The sequence below is a fragment of the Streptosporangium sp. NPDC049046 genome (genome assembly GCF_040649155.1).
Lineage (GTDB): Bacteria > Actinomycetota > Actinomycetes > Streptosporangiales > Streptosporangiaceae > Streptosporangium.
Genome location: NZ_JBEZEZ010000021.1, coordinates 128812 through 152078, shown reverse-complemented (window position 1 = coordinate 152078; position 23267 = coordinate 128812). Strand labels below are relative to the sequence as shown.

Here is a 23267-nt window from a genome sequence, read left to right as displayed (position 1 = left end):
CGTCCCGCTCAGCGCAGCACCGGGTAGTTGGCGCGGATGAGGCCGTGCGGGTCGCGGGAGCGCTTGAGGTCGCGCAGCCGGGCCAGCACGTCGACGGGGAACGCGGCCGCGGCCCGCTCACCGGGACTCAGCGAGGTGTAGGGCTTGCGTCCGCTGCTCCACGGGACCAGGTCCGCTGAGATCTCGCCCTGGCGGGCCCGTACGGCGGTGGCCGCCTCGGGTGAGGGGGCGAGGCCCAGCATGGCCAGCATGTAGGGCTCGGCCAGGTGGCCACAGGCGCCACCGTTCGCGGCCGGGCGGGACAGGGCGCCGCCGAGGTGGCGGATCTGCACGCTCAGCAGCGGAGCGATCGGCGCGGTGAGCAGCGTCGCCACGACCTCGTCGGCCAGGTCGGTCAGCAGCTCTCCCCGGTTCACCCCCGCTCCGGGAGCGGTGGGCTCGGCGCAGACGGAGTCCAGCTCGGCCACCCGCAGCGGGCCCCTGCTGTCCGAGATCACTCCGTCGATCTTGTCCAGGCGGCGCAGCAGGTCCTGGGCCTCCCCCGTCTCTCCCAGGAACGTCGCGTCCACGGCGACCATGGGCGCCGCTCCGGGAAAGTGCAGCAGATCGAACCAGACGCTCAGCTCGTCGGGGGCGTCGGCGGTGATCTCCCGGAACGCCTGGAGCACCAGCGGGGCGCTCTCACCGGGCCACATGACGCGTCCCCCGTACAGGTGCGGCGCCGGGTGCAGGTCGAACTCGACGGCGGTCACCACGGCGAAGTCGCCGCCACCTCCTCGCAGCGCCCAGAACAGCTCGGCGTCGGACTCGGCGCTGACCGTGGCCCGCACGCCGTCGGCGCCGACCACGTCGAAGGCTCGCACGCTGTCGGCGGCGAAGCCGTGGCGGCGGCCGAACCAGCTCAGGCCCCCACCCAGGGTGTAGCCCACCACGCTGGGGCCCGAGGAACTGCCTGCCAGCCCGGTCAGCCCGTGTGGTCCGGCGACGGCGAGCACCTCGCCCCACCTCACCCCCGCCCCGACCCGCGCGGTGCGCTGCCGCGGCCGTACGTCCACCCCGCCCAGCCGCCCGGTGCGCAGCAGGATCACTCCCTCCACGTCGCCGCTCGCGCCGTGCCCCAAGGGCTGGGCGGTCACGCACAGCCCGGCGAGGCGCGCCCAGGTGACCAGCGCGGCCACGTCGTCGGCGTCCTCCGCCTCGACCACCGCCGCCACCGGCTGGTCGACCGCGAGGTTCCACGCCCGCCTGGCCTGCTCGAACCCCTCGTCTCCCGCCGCCAGCACCGGCCCCCTGACCGCGCGCCGCAGATCGTCCCCGATCGTCATGATCGCCTCTCCCCTTTCACCGTTACCGATCCCCACTGTCGAACGAGTCGGCTGAGATCGAGCTGAGGTCGAGTTGAGATCCGGGATCTGCTCTAACCCGAGCGGATCCCGTGCAACCTTCCGTCTCGTCGCAGCGTCTATAGGGGTCAAAGCGGGGCATGCGCCACGGGGACAGACAGGCGTGTGAGCCCGGAAGCCTGCGAGAAGGGGACCCCCACAGGTGCGTGCACTGACGGGCAAGGCCAAGAAGGCGATCTACCTGCTGTTCGAGGCGAGGAACCGAAGGCGTGAACGGACCGCGCCACCCCCGTCCACACACCAGATCAAGATCCTGATCCTGCACGCGTACGGCATGGGCGGCACCATCAGAACGGTCTTCAACCTGGCCGGCTACCTGGCCTCGACCGGACACGACGTGGAGATCGTCTCCATCCTCAAGGAGGCGGAGGAACCGTTCTTCCCCATCGACCCGAGGGTGAGGTTCCGCTTCCTCGACGACAGGCTGGTCCCGCCGACCGGCCTGCGCGGCCGGCTGTCGAAGATGCCGAGCAGGCTCATCCCGCCGCAGGAGGCCGCCTACCACCGCTTCAACGTGTGGACCGACCTGCGACTGGCCCGCTGGATCCGCTCGGTCGACACCGGCATCATCATCGCCACCAGGCCCGGGCTCAACCTGGCCCTCGCCCAGCTGGCCCTGCCGAGCGTCATCACCATCGGCCAGGAGCACGTGGCCCTGCGGGGACAGTCGCAGGAGGTACAGAAAGTCATCAAACGGCGTTACCGCAGATTCGACGCCCTCGTCACCCTCACCAAGGCCGACATGCGCGACTACCGCGCGACGCTGCGGCGAAAGCCCCGGAAGCTGGCGAGGATTCCCAACGCCGTACCGCCCATGACCGGCGGGATCTCCAAGCTGGAGGACAAGGTCGTGGTCGCCGTCGGCCGCATGACCAAGCTCAAGGGGTTCCACCGCCTCATCGCCGCGTGGGAGACCGTGGCGGCCGCCCATCCCGACTGGACCCTGCGCATCTTCGGCGCGGGACCGCAGGAGGACAACCTGCGTGCCCAGATCGCCGAGGCGGGACTGCAGGAGAGGGTCGAGCTGCCCGGTCCCACCTCCGACATCGGCGCCGAGTTGGAGAAGGCTTCGATCTTCGTGCTCAGCTCCCGCCACGAGGGCTTCCCCATGACGATCCTCGAGGCGATGGCCAAAGGGCTGGCGATCGTGAGCTTCAACAGCCCGCACGGCCCCAAGGAGATGATCACTGACGAGGTCGACGGGCTGCTGGTCACGCCGCGCACCGAGGCCAACCTCGCCGCCGCCCTCAGCCGCGTCATCGAGGACGGGGAACTGCGTCGCCGGCTGGCCGAAGGCGCTCTGGCGACCGCCGTCACCTACGACGTGGAGTCGGTCGGCGCCAAGTGGGACGCCCTTTTAGAGGAGCTGCTGGCCCGCCGAGACGGCACCTACGAACGGCCCTCCTGAGTCTTCGACCGATACGGTGCGGCTCGGATGCTCCTGGACTCGGCACAGCGGACGGCCGCACCGTTCCCGGCCTCCTCGGCACCGGGTACCCCTAGACCTGGTCGACATCACGCTCGGAGCCTTCCCTCCCCGGCGGGCCTGGGGAAGAGCGGAACGGCTCACTGCCTCTCGGGCCCGCCGGTCACCGGATCCACCGGCCACGAAATTGACGGTGGGAGAACGTAGGCTTCCGGCTGCCATGGAGAAAGAGGACCCACCGACGCACCTGACCTTCCGGCTGCTGGGCCCGCTGGAGGTCACCGACGAGACCGGTCACCCGCTTGACCTCGGCACCAGGAAGCAGCGTGCCCTGGTGACGATGCTGGCGCTGGAGCCCGGCAGGGTGGTCTCGCTGGACGGCCTGATCGACAGGCTGTGGGCGGGCGAGCCGCCCTCCGCCGCGACGAGGACCCTGCAGTCCTACATCGCGCACCTGCGCAGGGTGCTGGAGCCCGGCCGCAGGCCGCGCACCCCGCCGAGGGTGCTGCTCACCCGCGAGCCGGGATACCTGCTGGCCGTCGCCCCCGGTCAGGTCGACCTGGCGCGCTTCGCCGCGGGCGCCGAGGAAGGCAGCAGGGCACTGGCGCGCGGCGACCACCGGGAGGCGCTCCGGGTGCTGGAGGAGACGCTGGCGCTGTGGCGGGGTGAGCCGCTGGGCGAGTTCGCCGATCAGGAGTTCGTCCGGCCCGTCGTCACGCGGCTACGCGAGCTGCGGGCCACCGCCGTGGAGGACGGATTCGAGGCACGGCTGGCGCTGGGCGAGAGCGGCGCGTGCGTGCCGGACCTGGAGGCCCTGGTCGAGGCCCACCCCTACCGCGAGCGACTCTGGGAGCTGCTGGTGCCGGCGCTGTATCGGACCGGCAGGCAGGCCGACGCGCTCGCCGCGCTGCGCCGGGTCCGCACCCTGCTCGCCGACGACCTCGGCATCCAGCCGGGGCCGCGGCTGCGGCGCCTGGAGCGGGCGGTGTTCGAGCAGGCCGTCGAGCTGGAGACCTCCGGCCTCGCTCCCGGCCCGTCTCCCGCTGCGGATCCGGTGCAGTCTCCCGCCGCGCTCGTCCCGCCCGCACCGGCCCGCGCCCCGACGGGAGACGGGACCGGTGACCTCGTGACCGCCGAGACCCTGGTCGCCAGGGAGACGCAACTGCGCCTGGTGGCCGAGCGGCTGGCCTTGGCGAGGCGCGGGGAGGGCGGGGTGGTGCTGGTGACCGGGGAGGCCGGGATCGGCAAGACCCGGCTCGCGCGGGCCGCGGCCGACGAAGCCGCCGGACGGGGTTTCCGGGTGGCCTGGGGGCGCTGCGTCGACGGCGCGGCCCCCGCGTTCCGGCCCTGGATCCAGGTGTTGCGCGAGTGCGGCGGGACGAACCCGTTCCACGGCGAGACGGTGTCGCCGGTCCGCGGCCCGAGCCCCGAACCCGGCCCGGACCGTCCGAGCCCTGAGCCTCGCCCGGCCCTTCCGAGTTCCGGCCCCGGTCCGGGCAGCGCGCCCTCCGCGGGCTCCGATGCTCCCCCCGGTCTCGATTCCGGACCCGGTCCCGACGGTGAAGTCTCCGCGGGCTCCGATGCTCCTCCCGGTCTCGATCCCGACGCCGCCCTGTTCGAGCTGTACGAGCGGGTGACGGCGACGCTGACCTCCACCGGCGGCCCGCTCCTGGTGGTGCTGGAGGACCTGCACTGGGCCGACGCCTCCTCGCTGCGGCTGCTCACCTTCGTCGCGGGCGAGCTGGCCCGCCACCCGGTGCTGGTGATGGCGACGCTGCGTCCCGAACCGGGCGACCACCCCGCGCAGCTGCGCGACACCCTCGGCGCGTTGTCCGGGGAGCCGGGGACCACGCACCTGGAGCCGTCCCCGTTTCGCGCGAAGGACGTGTCGTCCTATCTGCGTCTGCGACGGATCCCCGACGATCCCCTGCTGGTCGACGTGCTGCTGGAGCGGAGCGGCGGCAACCCCTTCTACCTGGGCGAGCTGCTGCGGCTGCGCGAGGGCGAAGGTGAGCACTGCCTGGTGGCGGGGCTGCCCGCCGGAGCACGTGACGTCATCGAGCGCCGGGCGGCGAGGCTTCCCGAGGAGACGCGGGAGCTGCTGCGGGCTGCGGCGGTCACCGGGCGCGAGGTGGACATCGACGTGCTCGAAGCCGTCACGGGCATCCCCGCCGAGCGGGTGATGGCCCTGCTGGAACCGGCGGTGGCGAGCGGGCTGCTGGCTGAGCCGCCCGGCGGCCCCGACTACCGTTTCTCCCACGCCCTGGTGCGCGACGCGCTGCTCGCCGGGCTCGGCCGCCTGGCGCGGGCCCGGCTGCACCTGCGTACGGGCGAGTGCCTGGAGGCCAGGCCGAGCGCCGAGCCCGCCACCCTGGCCCATCACTTCGCCTCGGCCGCCAGGGTCGGCGGCGCGTCCAAGGCGGTGGAGTACGCCTCCCGCGCGGCCCGGCGGGCCACGGCCCAGCTCGCGTACACCGAGGCCGTCGAGCTGTGGGAGCTGGCTTTGAACTCACTGCCCGCCGACGGCGGCCGTGGCGACGACGGCAGGTCCAGGTGCGCGTTGCTGACGGAGCTGGGACAGGCTCGCCGTACGGTCGGTGACGCCGTGGCGGCCCGCCGGGACCTGGAGGAGGCGATCGAGCTCGCCCTGCGGCTTGGTGACAGGGATGCCCTGATCTCCGCGATCACCGTCTCCGGCGGACTCGCCCTGTGGTTGTGGCGCCCCTACGGGGTGGTCGACACCGCGATGGTCGCCGTGCTCGAGGACCTGCTGGCCGGGCCGCTCGACGACCGCGACCGGGCCGCGCTGCTGGGCACCCTCGCCGTCGAGCTGCACTACGGCCCGCGTCGCGCCGAGAGCGAGCGGCACGCGGCGCGAGCCGTGGAGATCGCCCGCAGTCTGGACGACCCCGCGCTGCTGGCGCGGACCCTGAACAACTACCTGCTCGCCTGCTGGGTGCCGGGCCGCAACCCCGAACGGCTGCGGGCCGCGAAGGAGATGCTGTCCCTGCCGCACCTGCCGCGCGCCACCGAGTTGGTGGCCCGGGTCTTCCGGATGGCCTGCCTGATGCGCGCCGGCGACCTGACCGGCTGGGATCTCGATCTGGCCCGCTGCGAACGGCTGGTCGAGGAGGTACGCCGCCCCGAGCTGGAGGCCATGGTCCGCATCGCCCAGACCGCCAGGTGCACCCTCGAAGGCCGTTGGGCGGACGCGGAGTCGCTCGTCACCCGTTTCGGGAAGATGGGCTACGGCTCAAGCGTCTGGGGGCAGGAGTTCCGGCTGCTGCTCACGATGTTCACCTGCGACCGGGGGCGCGGCCGGGTCGCGGAGACCCTCGACGGGCTGCTCGCCTCGGCGGAGGACCCGTCGCTGGTGCCGCTGCGCCCGATCGCGGTGCTGGCCGCCCTCGACTCCGGCCGTCCGGATCTCGCCCGCGAGCTGGTCGCCCGCTGGGGCACCGAGGTCGCGGACGACTGGATCGCCGACTTCCTCATCCCCGTCTGGGGCCTGGTCGCCGCCGGGCTCGGCGTCCCCGACCCCGAGGAGCTGTACGACAGGCTCGCCCCGCACGGCGACCAGCTGATCGTCGCCGGGACGGGCAGCACGGCGTGGGGCTCCACCCATCTGGTCCTCGCCGAGCTGGCGGCGCGGCTGGGCCGCGCCGGCCGGGCTCGTGAGCACGCCCGCGAGGCGGTCGAGACGCACCGGCGGCTCGGCCTCTCCCACCTGGAGGAGCGGAGCCTGCGGTTGCTGGCCCGCCTGAGCTGATCCGGCCGGTCACGGTCAGGTCACCGGCCACCGGTTCACCAGCGCTGGTGGACCTGCGGGCGGATCAGCTCGTCGTAGATCTCCCGCACCCTCGCGAGGGTCGTCTCGGGCAGCGCGTCCACGGCGGCGGCGGCCGCGTTGGCGCGGGCCTGCTCGGGATTGCGGGCACCGGGGATGACCACGGAGACACCGGGCTGGTCGATGATCCAGCGCAGCGCGAACTGCGCCATGCCGGCCTGCGGCGGCACCAATGGTGCCAGGCGGCGGACCGCCTCCAGGCCGGTGGCGAAGTCGACCCCGGAGAAGGTCTCGCCGACGTCGAAGGACTCGCCGTGCCGGTTGAAGGTGCGGTGGTCGTCCGCGCCGAAGACGGTGGACTCGTCGTATTTGCCGGACAGCAGGCCGCTGGCCAGCGGGACCCGGGCGATGATGCCGACCCCGGCCTCGGCCGCCGCCGGGAGCACCTTCTCCAGCGGCTTGAGCCGGAAGGCGTTGAGGATGATCTGCACGGTGGCCACGCCCGGCCGGGCGATCGCGGTGAGCGCCTCGTCGCAGGTCTCCACGCTCACCCCGTAGGCGGCCACGCGGCCCTCCTCGACGAGCGTGTCGAGGTCGTCGAAGACCCGGTCCGTCGCGTAGACCGGGGTGGGCGGGCAGTGCAACTGCACCAGGTCGAGGGTGTCGACGCCGAGGTTGGCGCGGGAGCGGTCGGTCCACGCCCGGAAGTTGTCCAGGGTGTAGGCCGAGGGTTCCTGCGCGACACGGCGGCCCATCTTGGTGGCCACGGTCAGCCCGGGCCTGGCCTTGATCAGCCGCGAGACGATCCGCTCGCTGCGCCCGTCACCGTACACGTCGGCGGTGTCGACGAAGGTGACCCCCGCCTCCACCGCGGCGTCGAGGGTGGCCAGGGCCTCGTCCTCGCCGACCTCACCCCAGTCGGCCCCCAGTTGCCATGCGCCGAGCCCGACGACGCCGACCTGCCTGCCCGTTCTTCCCAATTCGCGCTGTTCCACATCAGTGATCGTAGCCCGCACGGCGGGAATCATCGGTACTCGGGCGGGACAGGCCGGCGGTGCGGTGTCCCCCTCTTACCGCGACACGCTCGGTATCACGTGGGCGTCGGGACCGGGGAAGACGAGGCTTTCGTGCTCGTCGCCCTCCCAGCGGACCATGTAGGGCGGGCTTCCGTCCTCGTTGCGCAGTTCGATGATCAAACCGACCTTACGAGGATCGCCGTTGCGGGTGCCCTCCACGATCAGTTTGTCGCCTATGGTGGCCTTCATAGTGTCCTCCGGATGGGAGGATGCTGCCCCCGTGGCCATCCTCCCTTTCCATGGGATCACTCTGCGGCGCATTCGTCCAGGTGGCAGGCACATTGAAGCCTGCCGGAGCATCCCGTCGGCGTCAGACTTTACTTATATAAGTCGATACTGAGACAGTGAGGCCATGCACGCGCTCGACGTTCTCGGCGACCCGGTCCGGCGCCGGATCCTGGAGTTGCTCGCCGACGGAGAGCGGGCGGCCGGTGAGATCAGCGCCGTGGTGCAGGAGGAGTTCGGGATCTCGCAGCCCGGCGTCTCGCAGCACCTGCGCGTGCTGCGGGACAACGGGTTCGCGACCGTACGCGCTCAGGGGACCCGAAGGCTGTACGCCGTCGACCCCGCCCCGCTGCGGGAGGTGGACAGGTGGCTCGACCGCTACCGGCACTTCTGGAACCAGCACCTCGACGCCCTGGGCACCGAGATCGCGCGGGGTAAGCGGGAGCGTCGTGTCAGGGAGGCAGAGTCCTCGCCGTCCTCGCCGTCCTCGCCGTCCTCGCCGTCCTCACCGTCCTCACTGACCTCGCCGCCTCCGGGCGCCGGCGCCGACACCGGCCCGTGAGACCGGCCGCGCCGCTCCCGCCGCCCCTGCCGCCCGGGGGCTCAGGGTGAGCCACGTTCGAAGGGTCGTCCCAGCGCCCCGGGTTCGCGGCTCCGGTTCGTGAGCAGCAGCATCGCGAGCAGGGCCAGCAGGTACGGCGCCGCGATGAGCAGTTGCGCGTTCAACTCCACCCCCAGCGCGGGCAGCGCCAGGCGCATGGCGTCGGCGAGGCCGAAGATCGCGCAGCCGAGCAGGGTGCGTCCCAGCCGCCAGCCTCCGAAGATCACCGCCGCGACGACGATGTACCCCCGTCCGGCCGTCATGTTCTGGTTGAACGAACCGACCTCGCCGACCGCGAGGTACGCGCCGCCCAGCCCGGCCAGCGCGCCGCACCACAGCAGTGCCTGACGGCGGCGCGCGTTGACCCGGATACCGGTGACGTCGGCGGCACGCGGCCGCTCGCCGACCGCCCGCAACTCCAGGCCCCACCTGCTGCGCTCGACCAGCCACCAGGTCAGCGGGACGACGACGACCAGCAGGTAGGCCGGCCAGCGCTCGACGAACAGCGGGGGGCCGATCAGCGGTATGTCGCGCAGCCAGGGGACGCTGACCTGTGACACCTGGTGGGAGTCGAAGTCGCTGACCGTGATCAGGTAGCCGGTCAGCCCGAGGACGAGGGCGTTGAGCACCAGACCGGCCACGAAGGTGTCGATCTCCAGCCGGTGGGAGAGGTTGCCGTGCACGAGGCCGATGAGGAGACCGACCAGCACACCCGCGACCAGCCCCGCGGTGGCGCTGCCGGTGGCACTGGCCGTGGCGATCGAGCCGAACGCGGCGCCCAGCATCATCGCCTCGACGGAGATGTTCATGGCACCGGCCCGCTCGGCGAGATACTCCCCGCACGCCGCGAAGGCGAGTGGCACCGTGAGCCGTACCCCGCTGGACAGGATGGTGGAGACGTCGTCCGTGCCGATCATGGGGCCGATCATGGGGCCGTCCTCTCCGCGACGGGCGCGGCCCCGTGCCCGTCGCGTGCGGCGCGCACGCCGGTCCCGCGGCGCCGGAGCGCGGCGATGACAACGGGCGGGGCGACGAAGGCCAGCACCAGCAGGGCCTTCACCACGTCCACGACGAACGAGGGCACGCCGGTCGCGGCGAGGAAGCCGCCGCCGGAGCGCAGCGCGCCGAACAGCAGGGCGACCGCCACGGCCGGCACCGGCCTGTTGCGGGCGACGAGGGCGACGAGCAGGCCGTCCCAGCCGATGTTCATCGCCATGCCCGGCTGCAGCCGGTGGACGCCCACCGGGCTGGTCAGCAGCACGGCCCCGGCCAGCCCGGCGAAGGCACCGGAGACGGCCAGCGCCGCGCCGCCCAGCGCGCCGGCGCGTACGCCCGCGTGCCTGGCGGCGAGCGGGTTGAGTCCGAGCATGGTGAGCCGGAACCCCCAGCGGGTGCGGGTGATCGCCGTCGCGATGATCGCGGCTCCGGTCACCGCGATCAGCAGGCCACCGTTGACCTGCAGGTCCGGGTATTCCCCGAACGAGCCGAGCAGCGCGCTCCGAGGCAGCGGGTTGGACTGCGGCGCGACGACGGCGTCACCGACCCGCGACTCCTGCAGCAGCCACGGCGTGTTCACCGCGAACGCGACGAGCTGCTGGGCGACGAAGGTCATCAGCAGCGTGCTGACCACGATGTTCACGCCCCGCAGCCGGTACATCAGCGCGCTGAGGCCGGCCCACGCGCCACCGGCCAGCGCGGCGACCGTGAGCACGACAACCAGCAGCGCCGGGCCGGTGACCGCGAGGCGCAGTCCCACCCAGGCGGCGAAGAGCGCCCCGACGAGCACCTGGCCCTCCTGCCCGATGTTGAACACGCCGGACCTGGCGCTGACGCACGCGCCCACGGCGACGAGCAGCAGCGGCGCCGTGTACAGCAGGGTGGAGGTCCAGGCCGTCGGGTCGGCCACACTGCCCTGGAAGAGTGCCCGCACCGAGGCGAGCGGGGAGCCACCGGTCACGGCGATCAGCAGCGACGACAGGGCGAGCGCCACGACCACGCCCGCGACGGTCGCCAGGCCGGTCCTCCAGCCGGACGCGCCGGGACCGAGGGTGAGGAGGGCGAGCAGGCGCCCGGACGGGTCCCGGCCGGCGTTCGGGGGGGTTTCTCTCACACGCTCGCCCCGCCCACCAGCATTCCGAGCCGCTCGGCCGTGGCCTCCCCGCCGGCGAGGACGCCGGTGATCCTTCCCGCGGAGATCACCGCGATCCTGGAGGCGAGGGTCATGACCTCCTCCAGTTCCGTGGAGATCAGCAGTACGGCCACCCCTTCGGACGCTGCGTCGCGTAGCCGCCGGTGCATGTCCTCGATGGCGCCCACGTCCAGCCCCCGCGAGGGCTGGGCCACGACCAGGACGGTCGGGCGGGCCGAGAGTTCGCGGGCGAGCACGACCCGCTGCCGGTTTCCTCCGGAGAGGTCGCGCACCGGGGTGTCCGTCGACGGGGTGACGATGCCGAACTCGGCCACCATGCGGCGGGCGACGGCGTGCATCCTCCTCCGGTCGAGGAACACCCGGCCGCTCACGGCGTCCAGCGACTTCATGACCAGGTTCGCCGCGACGCTCATGTCCAGCACCAGCCCGAAACCGTGCCGGTCCTCGGGCACGATGCCGAGCCCGGCGGCGTGCAGCGCACCCGGGCGGTTCGGATCGACCGGTCTGCCGGAGATCTCGACCGTCCCCGAGTCCGGTACGGCGAGCCCGGACAGCAGGTCGCCCAGGCTCGACTGGCCGCTGCCCTCGGCCCCGTACAGGCCGACGATCTCACCGGGGGCGACGTCCAGCCCGAGATCGGACAGGACGGGCACGCCGTCGACGGTGAGGGTGAGGCCGCGCAGCCGTAGCGCGGGCGCCGGGGGGTCCTGGACGCCCGTGCCCGCCTCGTCCGCCTTGATCTTTTCTGCCCTGAGCTCCTCGGGCCTGAGCTCGGTCATCGTGGCTTTTCCCGGCCCGGCCTCCCCCGTCGCGGCTTCTGTGGCTCCGGCCTCGGGACCGGTCTCGGTCATCGCGGCCTTCCCGGGTCCGTCACCCCTCGCGGACCCGTACGTTCCCGGCAGCACGCCGAGGGCGGCGGCCTCGGCGCCCAGGGAGACCTCCCTGCCGACCATCCACCTGGCCAGCTCCCGGGGACCCGTCCGCGCGGTCGCGCCACGGAAGACGACCTTTCCCCCGCGCAGCACGGTCACCCGGTCGGTGGCCGCGGTGATCTCGTCCAGCTTGTGGCTGATCAGGATGACCGCGCGGTTCTCCGAACGGACCGCGCGGCGCAGCACGCCGAACAGTTCGGCCGACTCCGCCCGGGTCAGCACGGACGTCGGCTCGTCGAGGATGAGCACCGACGGGTCCCCGCGCAGGCACTTGATCAGCTCGACCCGCTGCCGCTCGCCCGCGGAGAGCCCCGCGACCCTGGCCAGTGGGTCGACCGGCAGACCGTAGCGCTGGGAGATCTCCAGCACCTGGTCACGGGCGGCGGCCCTGTCGATCCTCCCGGTGTCGCCCAGGACGACGTTCTCCCAGACCGTGAGCGGTTCGATCAGGCTGAAGTGCTGGTGCACCATGCCGATGCCGAGCGCCGCGGCCTGTCTCGGGCTGCCGATGTCGACGGGCTCGTCATCGCGCAGGACGGTTCCGGCGTCCCGCCGGACGAGTCCCAGCAGGATCTTCATGAGTGTCGACTTGCCGGCCCCGTTCTCACCGAGCAGGCCGTGGATCTCTCCCCGGTACACGTCGAGATCCACGGTGTCGCAGGCCACCACCTGGCCGTAGCTCTTGCTCACTCCCCGCAGCCGCAGCGCGGGCACCGGCGGTGGGGAGAGCTCCCCGGCCTGTTCGTCTTCCCGCATCTCAGGAGCCGAGCCTCCGCACTTCCGCCTTGGGGTCGATCTTGCCGCTGCCGACGTCGGCGATGAACGTCTCCAGCCTCTCCCTCTGCTCGGGGGTGGGCTCGCAGATCCTCACGGTGGGGAACGGGTCGACGCCGAGCTTCCAGACCTTCTCCACGCCCATCCGCAGCTTCGCCGCGGCGAATTCCTCCAGCGCGGCCCTGAAGTAGTCTCCGGGACTGAAGAGCACCGAGATGTCGAAGGTGGGCGCGGTGGAGGCGCACCGGTCGGTGCCCGGGGTGAGGGTGAGCACGCCGTTGGCGTCGGCCAGCTCCGCCGACGCGTCGGTGGCGCCGCCCAGGTAGGGGTAGACGACCTTGACGCCCTGGCTGATCTGGGCCTGGGTGGCCTCCTTGGCCTTGGCCGAGTCGTTGAGGTCGCCGCTGTAGGTGACCGTCAGCGTGGCCTCGGGGACCACCAGTCGGATACCCGCCCTGAAGGCCCTCGCCGCCGCGGTGGTGAAGTCGACCTCCGGCCCGGTCACGAACCCGGCCTTGGTCTCGCCTTTCTCCTTCATCAGCAGGCCCGCCGCGTATCCGGCGGCGAGCAGGCTCTGGTCCGCCTCGTCGGTGGAAAGCATGATCCTCGGCGTCTGCGGGACGTTGTCCGAGGAGGGTACGTACCAGGCGGTGTTCGCGCACACCGGCTCCTCGGCGGCGGGGATCGCGTCCCTGAGGTCCGCGGCGCCCAGGGCCACCATGTCGACCTTCTGGCGGCACAGCGCTCGCGCGGCGTTGAGCGCCTCGCTGGTGTTGACGCCACCGCGTTTGATGATCGTCCAGCCCTTCGAGGTGGCGAACTCCTCCGCCGTGTCCACGAAGCTCTGGTAGTAGCCCTTGTCGTTGATGTCACCGGGGCTCAGCACCCCGATGACGACCCGGCCGTCGCCGTTGACGTCCGGCTGGCCCGGGAGCACGGTGCCGCCGTCCGTCTCGGCTCCCGTACCCGCCGGGACGGGGGTGGCCGCGCGGGGCGCCGTGGCGTCGCCGCTCGCGCATCCGGTGAGCGCCATCGCGGCGAGACAGGCGGTCAGCGTGGCCGTGACCCGGCCCGTTCGATGGTGTGCGGACATGACGATCCTCTCGATCCGATGCCCACGGGGCGCGGGTGGGGAACGAACCTTGGTCGCGGACAGGGGGTACGGGCTCGTTGGGGGCAGGTTGGGACGCTGCCATGTGGACGCTGCCATTTAACCGCCGTCGGCGTCCATCGTGTTCACCGCCTGCCCAAGACCGCCTGCCCGAGAAGGGAGAACTCCTCGGCAGAAAAACCTCCCGTTCCGTCCCACCCGGCCCGTGCGCATCCTCGGCAGGCGAGCCACGCGCTCGTCGACGCCCTCTTCGCCCGCCCCACCGCCGCCCCACGCCGCCCGCGCGGATCCTCGGGCAGGTGGGCCCGACGCTCCTCGGCACCCTCTTCACCCGACCCGTCATCGCCTCGCACGACCCGCGCGGATCCGGCGTACGATGCGGGCATGCCGAACATCGGGCCCACTGAGCTGCTGATCGTCGCCGTCCTGCTCGTGGTGGTCCTGGCGATCGTCGTCGGTGCCGTCATGGCGGCCAGGAAGGGCGGTCGCGCGGTCTCCGGCGGGGTGCCCACCGCGCCGCTGACGCCCCAGGGGCTGCATGAGACCGTCACCGGGCTGACCCGCCAGGGGCAGAAGATCCAGGCGATCAAGGAGCTGCGCCGATACACCGGGCTCGGCCTGAAGGAGGCCAAGGATGTCGTCGACGCCGTGGCCATGGGGCGCGACCTGTGGAGCCATCCCCTCATGGCGCGCGTTCGCGCCGCCCATCCCGTGGAGTCCCCGAGCACCGTCGCGATCACCGGGCCCGACCTCGCCACTCGCGTGCGCGAACTCAAGGCCGCCGGCCGCGCGGAGCAGGCGATCCACCTGGTGCGCGGTGAGACGGGCATGGGCGAGCGCGAGGCCGAGCTCTTCGTCGAAGCGCTCTGACTCTTCCCGAGCCCTTCAAGCCTCCTTCCCCGAGTCCCTCCGGCCCTCTTTTTCCGGCCGCTGCGAACCGGGGCAGCCCGCGGTGAAGCCCTCGGCCCAGGCCGGCGAACAGGATTCGGGCGCTGTCACACCTCAGGGTGTGGTGCGGGCGGTCAGCCGGATGTTCCGAGCATGCCGTTCGGGTCGAGCACGAACTTGGACGCGGCGCCCTGGTCGAACTCCTCGTACCCCTGGGGAGCCCGCTCCAGCGGGATCGGCACGGCGTTGACCGCCTTGGCGATCTGCACCCTGTCGTGCAGGATCGCCTGCATCAGGTAGCGGTTGTAGCGCATGACGGGGCACTGGCCCGTGGTGAAGGCGAGCGACTTGGCCCAGCCGAGGCCGAGCCTGATGGACAGCGACCCCTGCTTGGCCGCCTCGTCCGGAGCCCCTGGGTCGCCGGTCACGTACAGGCCGGGGATGCCCAGCGCGCCGCCGGCGCGGGTGATGTCCATGAGCGAGTTGAGCACGGTGGCGGGCTGTTCCCTGTCGGAGTCGCCACCGTGGCCGCGCGCCTCGAAGCCGACGGCGTCGACGCCGCAGTCGACCTCGGGCTCGCCGAGGATCTGCTCGATCTGGTCCTTCGGGTCGCCCAGCGACACGTCGACGGTCTCGCAGCCGAAGCCGCGGGCCTTTTCCAGCCGTTCCTTGTTCAGGTCGCCGATGATGACCACGGCGGCCCCGAGGAGGAACGCCGAGACGCCCGCGGCGAGCCCGACCGGTCCCGCGCCCGCGATGTAGACGGTCGATCCCGGCTTCACCCCGGCGCTGACGCAGCCGTGGAACCCGGTCGGGAAGATGTCGGTGAGCATGGCGAGGTCGAGGATCTTCTCCATCGCCTGCTCTTTGTCGGGGAACGTGAGCAGGTTCCAGTCGGCGTAGGGCACCAGGACGTACTGCGCCTGCCCGCCGACCCAGCCGCCCATGTCGACGTAGCCGTACGCCGATCCTGGCCGGTCGGGGTTGACGTTCTCGCAGATCCCGGTCTTGCCCTCCTTGCAGTTGCGGCAGCGGCCACAGGCGATGTTGAAGGGGACGGAGACGAGGTCGCCCTTCCTGACGAACTCCACGTCCGGGCCGAGTTCGACGACCTCGCCGGTGATCTCGTGCCCGAGGACGAGGCCGACGGGCGCGGTGGTGCGGCCACGGACCATGTGCTGGTCGCTGCCGCAGATGTTCGTCGCGACGGTCTTGACGATCGCGCCGTGCGGCACCTTGCGGCCCACGTTCGCCGGGTTCACCCCGGGGCCGTCCTTGAGCTCGAACCCGGGATAGTCGATGTCCCGGACCTCCACCTTGCCTGTCCCCTGGTACGAGACGGCCCTGTTGCTCGGCATGACGTCCTCCCTGTTCGTTTCCTCGTGGTGTGCCCTTCCGCGTGACGCCGGCGGAGCGGCCCGCCACCGTCGGGGGGACGGTCGAGGGGACGTGAGGGGAACGGTGACCACCGCATCCGAACCAAAGATGATTTTTCGCCTTTTTTCACCATATACCTGCTGGTTGCGGCGATATCAGGAGCCATCCCCCTCCGGGATCCGCCTCCCGATTCCGCCGGATCCGGTGACCGGCGTGATACCGCGAGATCCCTGTCCCGCGTGGGGCCGGCAGCGGCGGTGGATCTCGTCGACCCGCTCGGTGAGCCCTCTTTCGTCGAGGTGTTCCAGGAGCGGCACCGCGACCCTGCGGCTGGTGCCGAGGGCCTGCCTGGCCTGACTGACCGTGAACGGCTGCGGCAGCCGGGCGAGCACCCGGCCCGCCAGGACGTCCGCGCCGGGCAGCAGCACGATCCCGTCCGCCACCCGGAGCAGCGCCCCCGCCCGTACGGCGGCCGCCAGCTCCCGGGGCCCCAGCCCCAGCTCGGCCAGCCTGCCCGCCTCAGGGGCCAGGAAGGGGCGCGCGGACAGCTCGGCGCCGAGCCGCTCGACGGCCCGGACGACCGGCACGGGCAGCACCGGGCGAGCAGAGGAGCCGCTCACGATCCGCCCGGCCTCCGGGGCGAGCGGCGGGCGCAGGAGCGCCGCGACCAGCCGACGGTCGGGCAGGGACAGCTCGTGGCGGGCCGCCTCAACCGGCATGCCCGGCTCCAGCGGATGCGCCGAGGCGTGGCGCCGCACCACCTCGGGGAGACGTTCCTCCAGCATCGACCAGTGCGCCGGATCGACGTGCCAGTCGCCGCACACCGGCCTGCCCGGAGCACACCCCATCGCCACCAGATCCCTCGTACGCAGCAGCAGGTGGGTCCGCAGCAGGGAGGCCGCGTCCGGCGGGGCCGCCGCCAACTCGGCCGCCCGCTCCCGCGCCGCGCCCCGGCGGCGCAGGTCGGGCGGGCGAGGATCGAGCACGTTCGCCCGCGCGAGGACCCGCACCTCGCCCCGGTCGCGTCCGGGATCGCGCAGCAGCAGCACGTCGCCCGCGTGCAGGGGGAGCCGTCCTGCCAGGCGCAGCCGGGCGATCCGCCCACCGAGCGGCCGCACGTCGCACACCACCGCCGCGGAGCCGATGTGCGCGGTCAGCCGCCCCGGAAGATCACCGGCGTCCCAGCCCTCGGGACGCCCCTCGCCTCCGAACGCCTCGGGGATGTGTTCCCAGGAGCCCTCCGGTCCGGTGTCCCCGCCGGGCACGCGCGAGCCACCGCCTCCGAGGCCGTCCACCTCGGGCTCACCAGACCACCGCGGGCCGTCGTCCTCGGGTCCCGACGGGCTGAGGCGCACGTCGACCAGGTCGGTGTACGTCCACGCGTCCGGGGTGACCAGGGCGAGGCCACGGCAGGGGTCGCCCCGGCCGCGCATGCCTCGCAGGTTGAGCGCCACCCTGGCCACGCCGGTCACCGAGGCCACCGGCTCCTTCAGGCACTCCAGCGCCCGCACCCGCGCGGGCACGCCGTCGAGATCCAGCTCGTCCCCCGCGGTGATCGTGCCCGCGGGCAAAGTCCCGGTCACGACCGTGCCACTGCCGCGTACGGTGAACGCCCGGTCGATCCACAGCCGAACCGGCGCCCGGTGATCGGGGGCGGGCAGTCCGGCCACCAGCCGGTCCAGTGCCCGGCGCAGTTCGTCGAGGCCTTGCCCGGTGCGCCCGCTCACGGCCAGCGCCTCGGCACCGCCCAGGCCACCCGCCGCCAGACGGGCCCGCGCCCGCTCCATGGCCGCAGCCGGCTCCGCGAGATCGGCGCGGGTCACCACGAGCAGGCCGTGCCGCACTCCCAGGGTCTCCAGCGCCACCAGGTGCTCCTCGGACTGCGGCATCCAGCCCTCGTCGGCCGCCACCACGAACATGACGGCGGGCGCCGGACCGGCCCCGGCCAGCATGGTGGCGAGAAAGCGCTCGTGGCCGGGGACGTCGACGAAGGCGAGCCGCTCCCCCGAGGGCAGCTCCGTCCAGGCGTAACCGAGCTCGATCGTGAGCCCTCGCCGCCGCTCCTCGGCCAGCCGGTCGGGTTCCATCCCGGTGAGCGCCCGCACCAGGGTGGACTTACCGTGATCGACGTGACCCGCCGTGGCGACGACGTGCATCAGCCGCCCGCCCACGCCCCGCGTGCCGAGCAACCGCCCCGACGGTCACCCACGGCGGTGCTCCGCCCCGAGAACGGCGCTCAGCACATCACCGTCCCGGTCCGCGGGCACGGCACGCAGGTCGAGCAGGAGACGGCGACCCTCCACCCGGCCGACGACCGGGACCCGCCCGGCCCGCAGCGGCACCGCGAACCGCTCGGGCAGACTGATCGCGGCGCTCGGCAGCCTCACGCCCGGTGCCCCGCCGCCGCCCACCGCCGCCTCGCTCGGCACGGCCCTCGCGTCGATCCCCGCCTCGGCCAGCCGGCCCGCGAGCGCGGCGGCACGCTCGCCGAGCAGCGCGGCATCGGCGTACAGGGCCTGGTGGACGGGGGTGGCGGGGCCTCGCAGGGTGGCCTCCAGCGCGGCCAGTGTCAGCTTGTCCACCCGGAGCGCACGGGCCAGCGGGTGTCTCGCGCACCGCTCGACCAGGTCGCGCCGGCCCAGCAGCAGCCCGGCCTGCGGGCCGCCGAGCAGTTTGTCGCCACTCGCGGTGACGAGTTCGGCTCCGGCCTCCAGGGCGCTCGCCGCGTCGGGCTCGCCCGGCAGCAGCGGCTCCCGCGCGAGCAGGCCCGAACCGATGTCGGCCACCACGGGTACACCGAGCGCGGACAGCTCGGCGACCTCGACCGAGCCGGTGAAACCCTCGACCAGGAAGTTCGACGGGTGCACCTTGAGGACGAAGCCCGTCTCCGGTCCCACCGCCGCCCGGTAGTCGGCGTAGGAGGTGCGGTTGGTGGTGCCCACCTCGCGCAGCCTGGCGCCGGTGGAGACGAGCAGGTCGGGGATGCGGAACCCGTCGCCGATCTCCACCAGCTCGCCGCGGCTGATCACGATCTCCCGCCCGGCGGCGAGCGCGGTGGCGACGAGCACGAGCGCGGCGGCGTTGTTGTTGACCACGTGCACGCCCTCCGCGGCGGGAACGGCCCGCGCGAGCGCGTCCATCGCGCCCCGTCCCCGGCGGGCGCGGGCTCCGGTGGCGAGGTCGAACTCCACGTCCGTGCAACCCGCCGCGGCGGCCGTGGCCTCCACCGCCGCGGCCGAGAGCGGCGCGCGGCCCAGGTTGGTGTGGACCAGCACCCCGGTCATGTTGATCACCTGCCGCGGGCTCGCCGGATACGGCGGGAGCGCCGCCACGGCCGCGTCCGCGACCTCTCCCGGATCGAGCACGCCCTGCCGTACGCGCCGCTGTGCCCGCGCCACGGCGTCCTTGACGACCGTCCGCCCGAGCCGCCCCGCCGCCGCGACCAGCCGGGGATCGGCGAGGACGGCGTCGGTACGCGGCACGAGCCTGCGTGGGTCCACTCTCCGAACATAGGCGAAGGCGGGAGGAAATCGAATCCGCCAGGCCGAGGACCTGGGCCTTTGAAGCCCGGCCTCCCATTCCTGCCGCCGGGCGTTCCGGCGAGCGCGTCTCCTCTGGGCGTCGTCGGTCAGGACTTCCCGTCTCCGGTCTCGATGATGTGAAGCGCGCCTCACATGGCCGAATGTTGCCGCCAGCGATCTCCGCACACCCTCGGTCCTCATTCTGAAACCTTGATAGGTCGGATGTCTAGGGGCGACGAACGACGCATGGGCGGATTTTCGTTGGCTTTTGTTACGGCTATTGACGCGATACATCAAATCTTTTAACTTGACCGAAACCCCCCCAGTCCCAAACCTCACCACGCTGCCGATCCGACCGGACTCCCGAGTTGACTTGTCGTCGAGTTCGTCGTCGCATGCGCGATTTCGGTTGCCGGCGAGGCTGCACCACGCTTGGAGATGCACCATGCCAGACCTGTCCCGCAGGCAGTTGATGTCGATCAGCGCAGCCGGAGCCGGAGCTCTGCTGCTCCCCATGCAATGGACGGCGGTGGCCCGAGCCGCTTCGGTGGCGCCTCCGGAAGTGCTCGCCGCCAACGACCTGGCCCTCTGGTACGACCGGTCCGCCGGCACCGACTGGCTGCGCGCGCTGCCCATCGGCAACGGACGCCTCGGCGCCATGGTCTTCGGCAACGTCGACCAGGAGCGGCTGCAGCTCAACGAGGACACCGTGTGGGCCGGCGGCCCGTACGACCAGAGCAACCCGAGGGGCGCCGCGGCGCTGGCGGAGATCCGGCGGCTGGTCTTCGAGGACCAGTGGGCTCAGGCCCAGAACCTCATCGACCAGGCGATGCTCGGGAACCCCGTGGGCCAGCTGGCCTACCAGCCCGTCGGCAACCTCAGGCTGAGCTTCCCCGGCGGCACCGGCTCGACGGAGTACAACCGCCAGCTGGACCTCACCACCGCCACCACGTCCACCACGTACCTCAAGAACGGGGTGCGCTTCCGGCGCGAGGTGTTCGCGAGCGCCCCGGACCAGGTCATCGCGATCCGCCTGACCGCCGACCAGCCCGGCTCGATCACGTTCTCCGCGACCTTCGACAGCCCTCAGCAGAACACGCGCTCCAGCCCGGACGGCGCGACGGTCGCGCTCGACGGCCGGTCCGGCAACCACCGGGGCATCACCGGCTCGGTCCGGTTCCAGGCACTGGCCCGGGCCTTCGCCGAAGGCGGCACCGTCTCCAGCTCCGGCGGCACGCTTCAGGTCTCCGCCGCCGACAGCGTGACGGTGCTGGTCTCCATGGGCTCAAGCTACGTGAACTACCAGGACGTGAGCGGCGACTACCAGGGCATCGCGCTCGGGCACCTCAACGCCGCCCAGGACAAGACCTTCGCCGAGTTGCGCAGCCGGCACGTCGCCGACTACCAGAAGCTGTTCGGGCGTACGAATCTCGAACTCCCACGCACCTCGGCGGCCGACCAGCCGACCGACGTCCGGATCGCGCAGCACAACGCCGTCAACGACCCGCAGTTCTCCGCGCTGCTGTTCCAGTTCGGCCGGTACCTACTGATCTCCTCTTCGCGTCCCGGCACGCAACCGGCCAACCTGCAGGGCATCTGGAACGAATCGATGTCCCCGTCGTGGGACTCGAAGTACACCATCAACGCCAACCTGCCGATGAACTACTGGCCCGCCGACACGACGAACCTGTCGGAGTGCTACGAACCGGTGTTCAGCATGATCAACGACCTCACGGTCACCGGCGCCCGCACGGCGCAGGCGCAGTACGGCGCCGGCGGCTGGGTCACCCACCACAACACCGACGGCTGGCGGGCCACCTCGGTCGTGGACGGCGCGTTCTGGGGCATGTGGCAGACCGGCGGCGCATGGCTGGCCACCATGATCTGGGACCACTACAACTTCACCGGCGACGTCGACTTCCTGCGGAAGAACTACCCGGCCATGAAGGGCGCCGCCCAGTTCTTCCTCGACACCCTCGTGGAGGAGCCGAGGCTCGGATATCTGGTCACGAACCCCTCCAACTCTCCTGAACTGGCCCACCACGCGAACGCCAGCGTCGCCGCCGGTCCCACCATGGACAACCAGATCCTGCGCGACCTCTTCCACGGGTGCGCCGAGGCGAGCCAGGTCCTCAGCGTGGACGCGAGTTTCCGCGCGCAGGTCCTGGCCGCCGCGGACCGGCTGCCGCCGATGAAGGTCGGCTCGCGCGGCAACATCATGGAATGGCTGTACGACTGGGTGGAGACCGAGCGGAACCACCGGCACGTCTCCCACCTCTACGGCCTGCACCCCAGCAACCAGATCACCAAGCGCGGCACCCCGGAACTGTTCCAGGCCGCCCGGCGGACGCTGGAGTTGCGCGGCGACGACGGAACGGGCTGGTCGCTCGCCTGGAAGATCAACTACTGGGCGCGGATGGAGGAGGGCAAGCGCGCGCACGACCTCATCCGCTTCCTCGTGACGCCGGCCAGGCTCGCCCCCAACATGTTCGACCTGCACCCGCCCTTCCAGATCGACGGCAACTTCGGCGCCACCTCCGGCATCGCCGAGATGCTGCTGCAGAGCCATGCCGGTGAACTGCACCTGCTGCCCGCGCTGCCGGAGGCGTGGCCGACCGGGCGGATCGAAGGCCTGCGGGGCCGCGGGGGTTACACCGTCGGCGCGGCGTGGAGCGATTCCCAGGCCGACGAATTCCTGATCACGCCCGATCGCGACGGCACGATCAAGGTGCGCGGCCAGATGTTCGCCGGACGCTACCGGGTGCTCGACGCCACCCGCGGCGGCACCGCTCGCACCAAGCAGACCGACGAGCCCGACCTGCTCGAAATCACCGGACAGGCCGGTCACACCTACCGCGCGTACGCCTTGCAGAAGGTCAAGCTCGACGCGCCCGCCGAGGTCGCGCTGGGCCAGGAGGCGACGGTCACCTTCACGCTCCGTGCGATCGACATGCCGATCGCGCCCAGGACGAGCGTGTCCCTCGAAGTTCCGGACGGGTGGACCGTCACTCCGGCGCAGGTCGTGTTGAAGCCCTTGCGGCCTGACTCCGAGGCCACCGCCGAGTTCAAGGTCACCCCCGCCGCGACCGGCTCGGCGACCACCGTGGTCCTGACCGCCAAGGCGACCGGCCGTGACTGGACCGCCTCCGCCAAGACCTCGGTCCGGCTGTGGGACGGCCGGGAGACGCCGCTGGAGCAGAACTTCACCAACATCGCCGTGACCGACAACGGCAACACCGCCGTCGGCACCTTCGACGGCAACGGCGGCAGCATCTCCGCCCAGGCACTGGCCCAGGTCGGCGTCACCCCCGGCAGCACGGTCAACAAGGGCGGGATCGACTTCAAGTGGCCGGATGTCCCGGTGGGCACCGCCGACAACGCCATCGCCTCCGGCCAGTCCATCAAGCTGAGCGGCTCGGGCGCGAAACTCGGCTTCCTGCTGACCGGAACGTACGGCGCGGTGTCCGGGCCGGCCACCGTCGTCTACAAGGACGGCACGAGGCAGACCTTCACCCTCAGCTCCCCCGACTGGTACGGCGCCCCCAGGCCGGAAGGCGACGCCGCCATCGTGGCCCCCTACCAGAACCGGCCGGGAAACCAGCAGTTCAACACCCCCGCGACCATCTACTACGTCGGCGTGGCGCTGCAGGACAAGGAGGTCTCCCGCCTCGACCTGCCGAACATCAGCGCGAGAGCGCAGTCGGGCGTCGCGACCATGCACATCTTCGCCATCGCGATAGGCGGATAGCACCCCCGGACAACCGCCGAGCCTGACCGAAGGGCCGCGGCGTGGCCACACCCGGCCACCCCGCGGCCCTTCCTGACATGCCGGAAACGTCAGGCCCGCACGCTGAACGGCGGAGGCGGACGGGAATCGAACCCGCCAGGCCGAGAACCTCGGCCTCGACGATTTTGAAGACCGCGGGGGCCACCAGGCGCCCATACGCCTCCGGGGGAGAACATACCCCCGAGCGGGTATGTGCATCGGGGCGGCGTG

The 23267-nt window shown here is 72.1% G+C and carries 15 protein-coding genes and 1 tRNA gene; 5 read left to right on the top strand and 11 right to left on the bottom strand.

Annotated features, from left to right (window positions below; genetic code table 11):
• Positions 1-8 precede the first annotated feature (8 nt).
• Entirely contained in the window at positions 9-1325 is a 1317-nt protein-coding gene (locus tag AB0B96_RS27875; RefSeq protein ID WP_362903255.1) for an FAD-binding oxidoreductase, read from the bottom strand.
• Positions 1326-1545: 220 nt separating this feature from the next.
• On the opposite strand from AB0B96_RS27875, the gene AB0B96_RS27870 reads away from it, so the two are divergent.
• Both AB0B96_RS27870 and AB0B96_RS27865 read left to right on the top strand, forming a co-directional pair.
• Positions 1546-2811 (top strand): glycosyltransferase family 4 protein, encoded by a 1266-nt coding sequence (locus AB0B96_RS27870; protein ID WP_362903253.1) that lies wholly within the window; start codon positions 1546-1548, stop codon positions 2809-2811.
• 238 nt (positions 2812-3049) lie between these two features.
• Positions 3050-6598: a BTAD domain-containing putative transcriptional regulator gene (locus tag AB0B96_RS27865; protein ID WP_362903251.1), complete on the top strand. Its 3549-nt coding sequence runs from the start codon at positions 3050-3052 to the stop codon at positions 6596-6598.
• A gap of 35 nt (positions 6599-6633) precedes the next feature.
• On the opposite strand, the gene AB0B96_RS27860 is transcribed toward AB0B96_RS27865, so the two are convergent.
• The gene (locus tag AB0B96_RS27860) at positions 6634-7611 is read right to left on the bottom strand and encodes an aldo/keto reductase (protein WP_362903249.1); all 978 of its coding nucleotides are present in this window, start codon (positions 7609-7611) and stop codon (positions 6634-6636) included.
• 75 nt (positions 7612-7686) lie between these two features.
• Positions 7687-7881: a DUF1918 domain-containing protein gene (locus tag AB0B96_RS27855; protein WP_350949038.1), complete on the bottom strand. Its 195-nt coding sequence runs from the start codon at positions 7879-7881 to the stop codon at positions 7687-7689.
• Positions 7882-8044: 163 nt separating this feature from the next.
• Here AB0B96_RS27855 and AB0B96_RS27850 point away from each other — a divergent pair, with 163 nt between their 5' ends.
• Positions 8045-8479 (top strand): metalloregulator ArsR/SmtB family transcription factor, encoded by a 435-nt coding sequence (locus AB0B96_RS27850; RefSeq protein ID WP_362903247.1) that lies wholly within the window; start codon positions 8045-8047, stop codon positions 8477-8479.
• Positions 8480-8520: 41 nt separating this feature from the next.
• Here the strand turns inward: AB0B96_RS27850 and AB0B96_RS27845 are convergent, their stop codons facing one another.
• The 4 genes from AB0B96_RS27845 to AB0B96_RS27830 are packed head-to-tail and all read right to left on the bottom strand — an operon-like array spanning position 8521 to position 13466.
• Positions 8521-9447 carry an ABC transporter permease gene (locus AB0B96_RS27845; protein WP_362903245.1) on the bottom strand — a complete coding sequence of 309 codons (927 nt, stop codon included), beginning with the start codon at positions 9445-9447 and terminating at the stop codon, positions 8521-8523.
• A complete protein-coding gene (locus AB0B96_RS27840; RefSeq protein ID WP_362903243.1) occupies positions 9444-10628 on the bottom strand; it encodes an ABC transporter permease in 1185 nt (394 codons plus the stop codon). The genes AB0B96_RS27845 and AB0B96_RS27840 overlap by 4 nt, the downstream gene beginning before the upstream one ends.
• Positions 10625-12355: an ABC transporter ATP-binding protein gene (locus AB0B96_RS27835; protein ID WP_362903241.1), complete on the bottom strand. Its 1731-nt coding sequence runs from the start codon at positions 12353-12355 to the stop codon at positions 10625-10627. The genes AB0B96_RS27840 and AB0B96_RS27835 overlap by 4 nt, the downstream gene beginning before the upstream one ends.
• Position 12356: 1 nt before the next feature.
• Positions 12357-13466: a BMP family ABC transporter substrate-binding protein gene (locus AB0B96_RS27830; RefSeq protein ID WP_362903239.1), complete on the bottom strand. Its 1110-nt coding sequence runs from the start codon at positions 13464-13466 to the stop codon at positions 12357-12359.
• 402 nt (positions 13467-13868) lie between these two features.
• Here AB0B96_RS27830 and AB0B96_RS27825 point away from each other — a divergent pair, with 402 nt between their 5' ends.
• Positions 13869-14354 carry a ribosomal protein L7/L12 gene (locus tag AB0B96_RS27825; protein WP_362903237.1) on the top strand — a complete coding sequence of 162 codons (486 nt, stop codon included), beginning with the start codon at positions 13869-13871 and terminating at the stop codon, positions 14352-14354.
• A 152-nt stretch (positions 14355-14506) separates the two neighbouring features.
• Here the strand turns inward: AB0B96_RS27825 and fdhA are convergent, their stop codons facing one another.
• From fdhA to selA, 3 genes are all read right to left on the bottom strand, one after another.
• Positions 14507-15730 carry a formaldehyde dehydrogenase, glutathione-independent gene (fdhA, locus tag AB0B96_RS27820; RefSeq protein WP_362903235.1) on the bottom strand — a complete coding sequence of 408 codons (1224 nt, stop codon included), beginning with the start codon at positions 15728-15730 and terminating at the stop codon, positions 14507-14509.
• 174 nt (positions 15731-15904) lie between these two features.
• Positions 15905-17938: a SelB C-terminal domain-containing protein gene (locus AB0B96_RS27815; protein ID WP_362903233.1), complete on the bottom strand. Its 2034-nt coding sequence runs from the start codon at positions 17936-17938 to the stop codon at positions 15905-15907.
• Positions 17939-17950: 12 nt separating this feature from the next.
• Positions 17951-19249 carry an L-seryl-tRNA(Sec) selenium transferase gene (selA, locus tag AB0B96_RS27810; RefSeq protein ID WP_362903231.1) on the bottom strand — a complete coding sequence of 433 codons (1299 nt, stop codon included), beginning with the start codon at positions 19247-19249 and terminating at the stop codon, positions 17951-17953.
• A gap of 466 nt (positions 19250-19715) precedes the next feature.
• On the opposite strand from selA, the gene AB0B96_RS27805 reads away from it, so the two are divergent.
• Positions 19716-23018: a glycoside hydrolase N-terminal domain-containing protein gene (locus AB0B96_RS27805; RefSeq protein ID WP_362903229.1), complete on the top strand. Its 3303-nt coding sequence runs from the start codon at positions 19716-19718 to the stop codon at positions 23016-23018.
• Positions 23019-23128: 110 nt separating this feature from the next.
• On the opposite strand, the gene AB0B96_RS27800 is transcribed toward AB0B96_RS27805, so the two are convergent.
• A tRNA-Sec gene (locus tag AB0B96_RS27800) sits at positions 23129-23221 on the bottom strand.
• Between the last annotated feature and the right edge of the window lie 46 nt (positions 23222-23267).

Coding starts and splice junctions, on each gene's coding strand:
- AB0B96_RS27825 (WP_362903237.1), top strand. CDS start 13,869: ATGCCGAACATCGGGCCCACTGAGCTGCTGATCGTCGCCGTCCTGCTC.
- AB0B96_RS27865 (WP_362903251.1), top strand. CDS start 3,050: ATGGAGAAAGAGGACCCACCGACGCACCTGACCTTCCGGCTGCTGGGC.
- AB0B96_RS27805 (WP_362903229.1), top strand. CDS start 19,716: ATGCCAGACCTGTCCCGCAGGCAGTTGATGTCGATCAGCGCAGCCGGA.
- AB0B96_RS27855 (WP_350949038.1), bottom strand. CDS start 7,881: ATGAAGGCCACCATAGGCGACAAACTGATCGTGGAGGGCACCCGCAAC.
- AB0B96_RS27830 (WP_362903239.1), bottom strand. CDS start 13,466: ATGTCCGCACACCATCGAACGGGCCGGGTCACGGCCACGCTGACCGCC.
- AB0B96_RS27875 (WP_362903255.1), bottom strand. CDS start 1,325: ATGACGATCGGGGACGATCTGCGGCGCGCGGTCAGGGGGCCGGTGCTG.
- AB0B96_RS27845 (WP_362903245.1), bottom strand. CDS start 9,447: ATGATCGGCCCCATGATCGGCACGGACGACGTCTCCACCATCCTGTCC.
- fdhA (WP_362903235.1), bottom strand. CDS start 15,730: ATGCCGAGCAACAGGGCCGTCTCGTACCAGGGGACAGGCAAGGTGGAG.
- AB0B96_RS27835 (WP_362903241.1), bottom strand. CDS start 12,355: ATGCGGGAAGACGAACAGGCCGGGGAGCTCTCCCCACCGCCGGTGCCC.
- AB0B96_RS27850 (WP_362903247.1), top strand. CDS start 8,045: ATGCACGCGCTCGACGTTCTCGGCGACCCGGTCCGGCGCCGGATCCTG.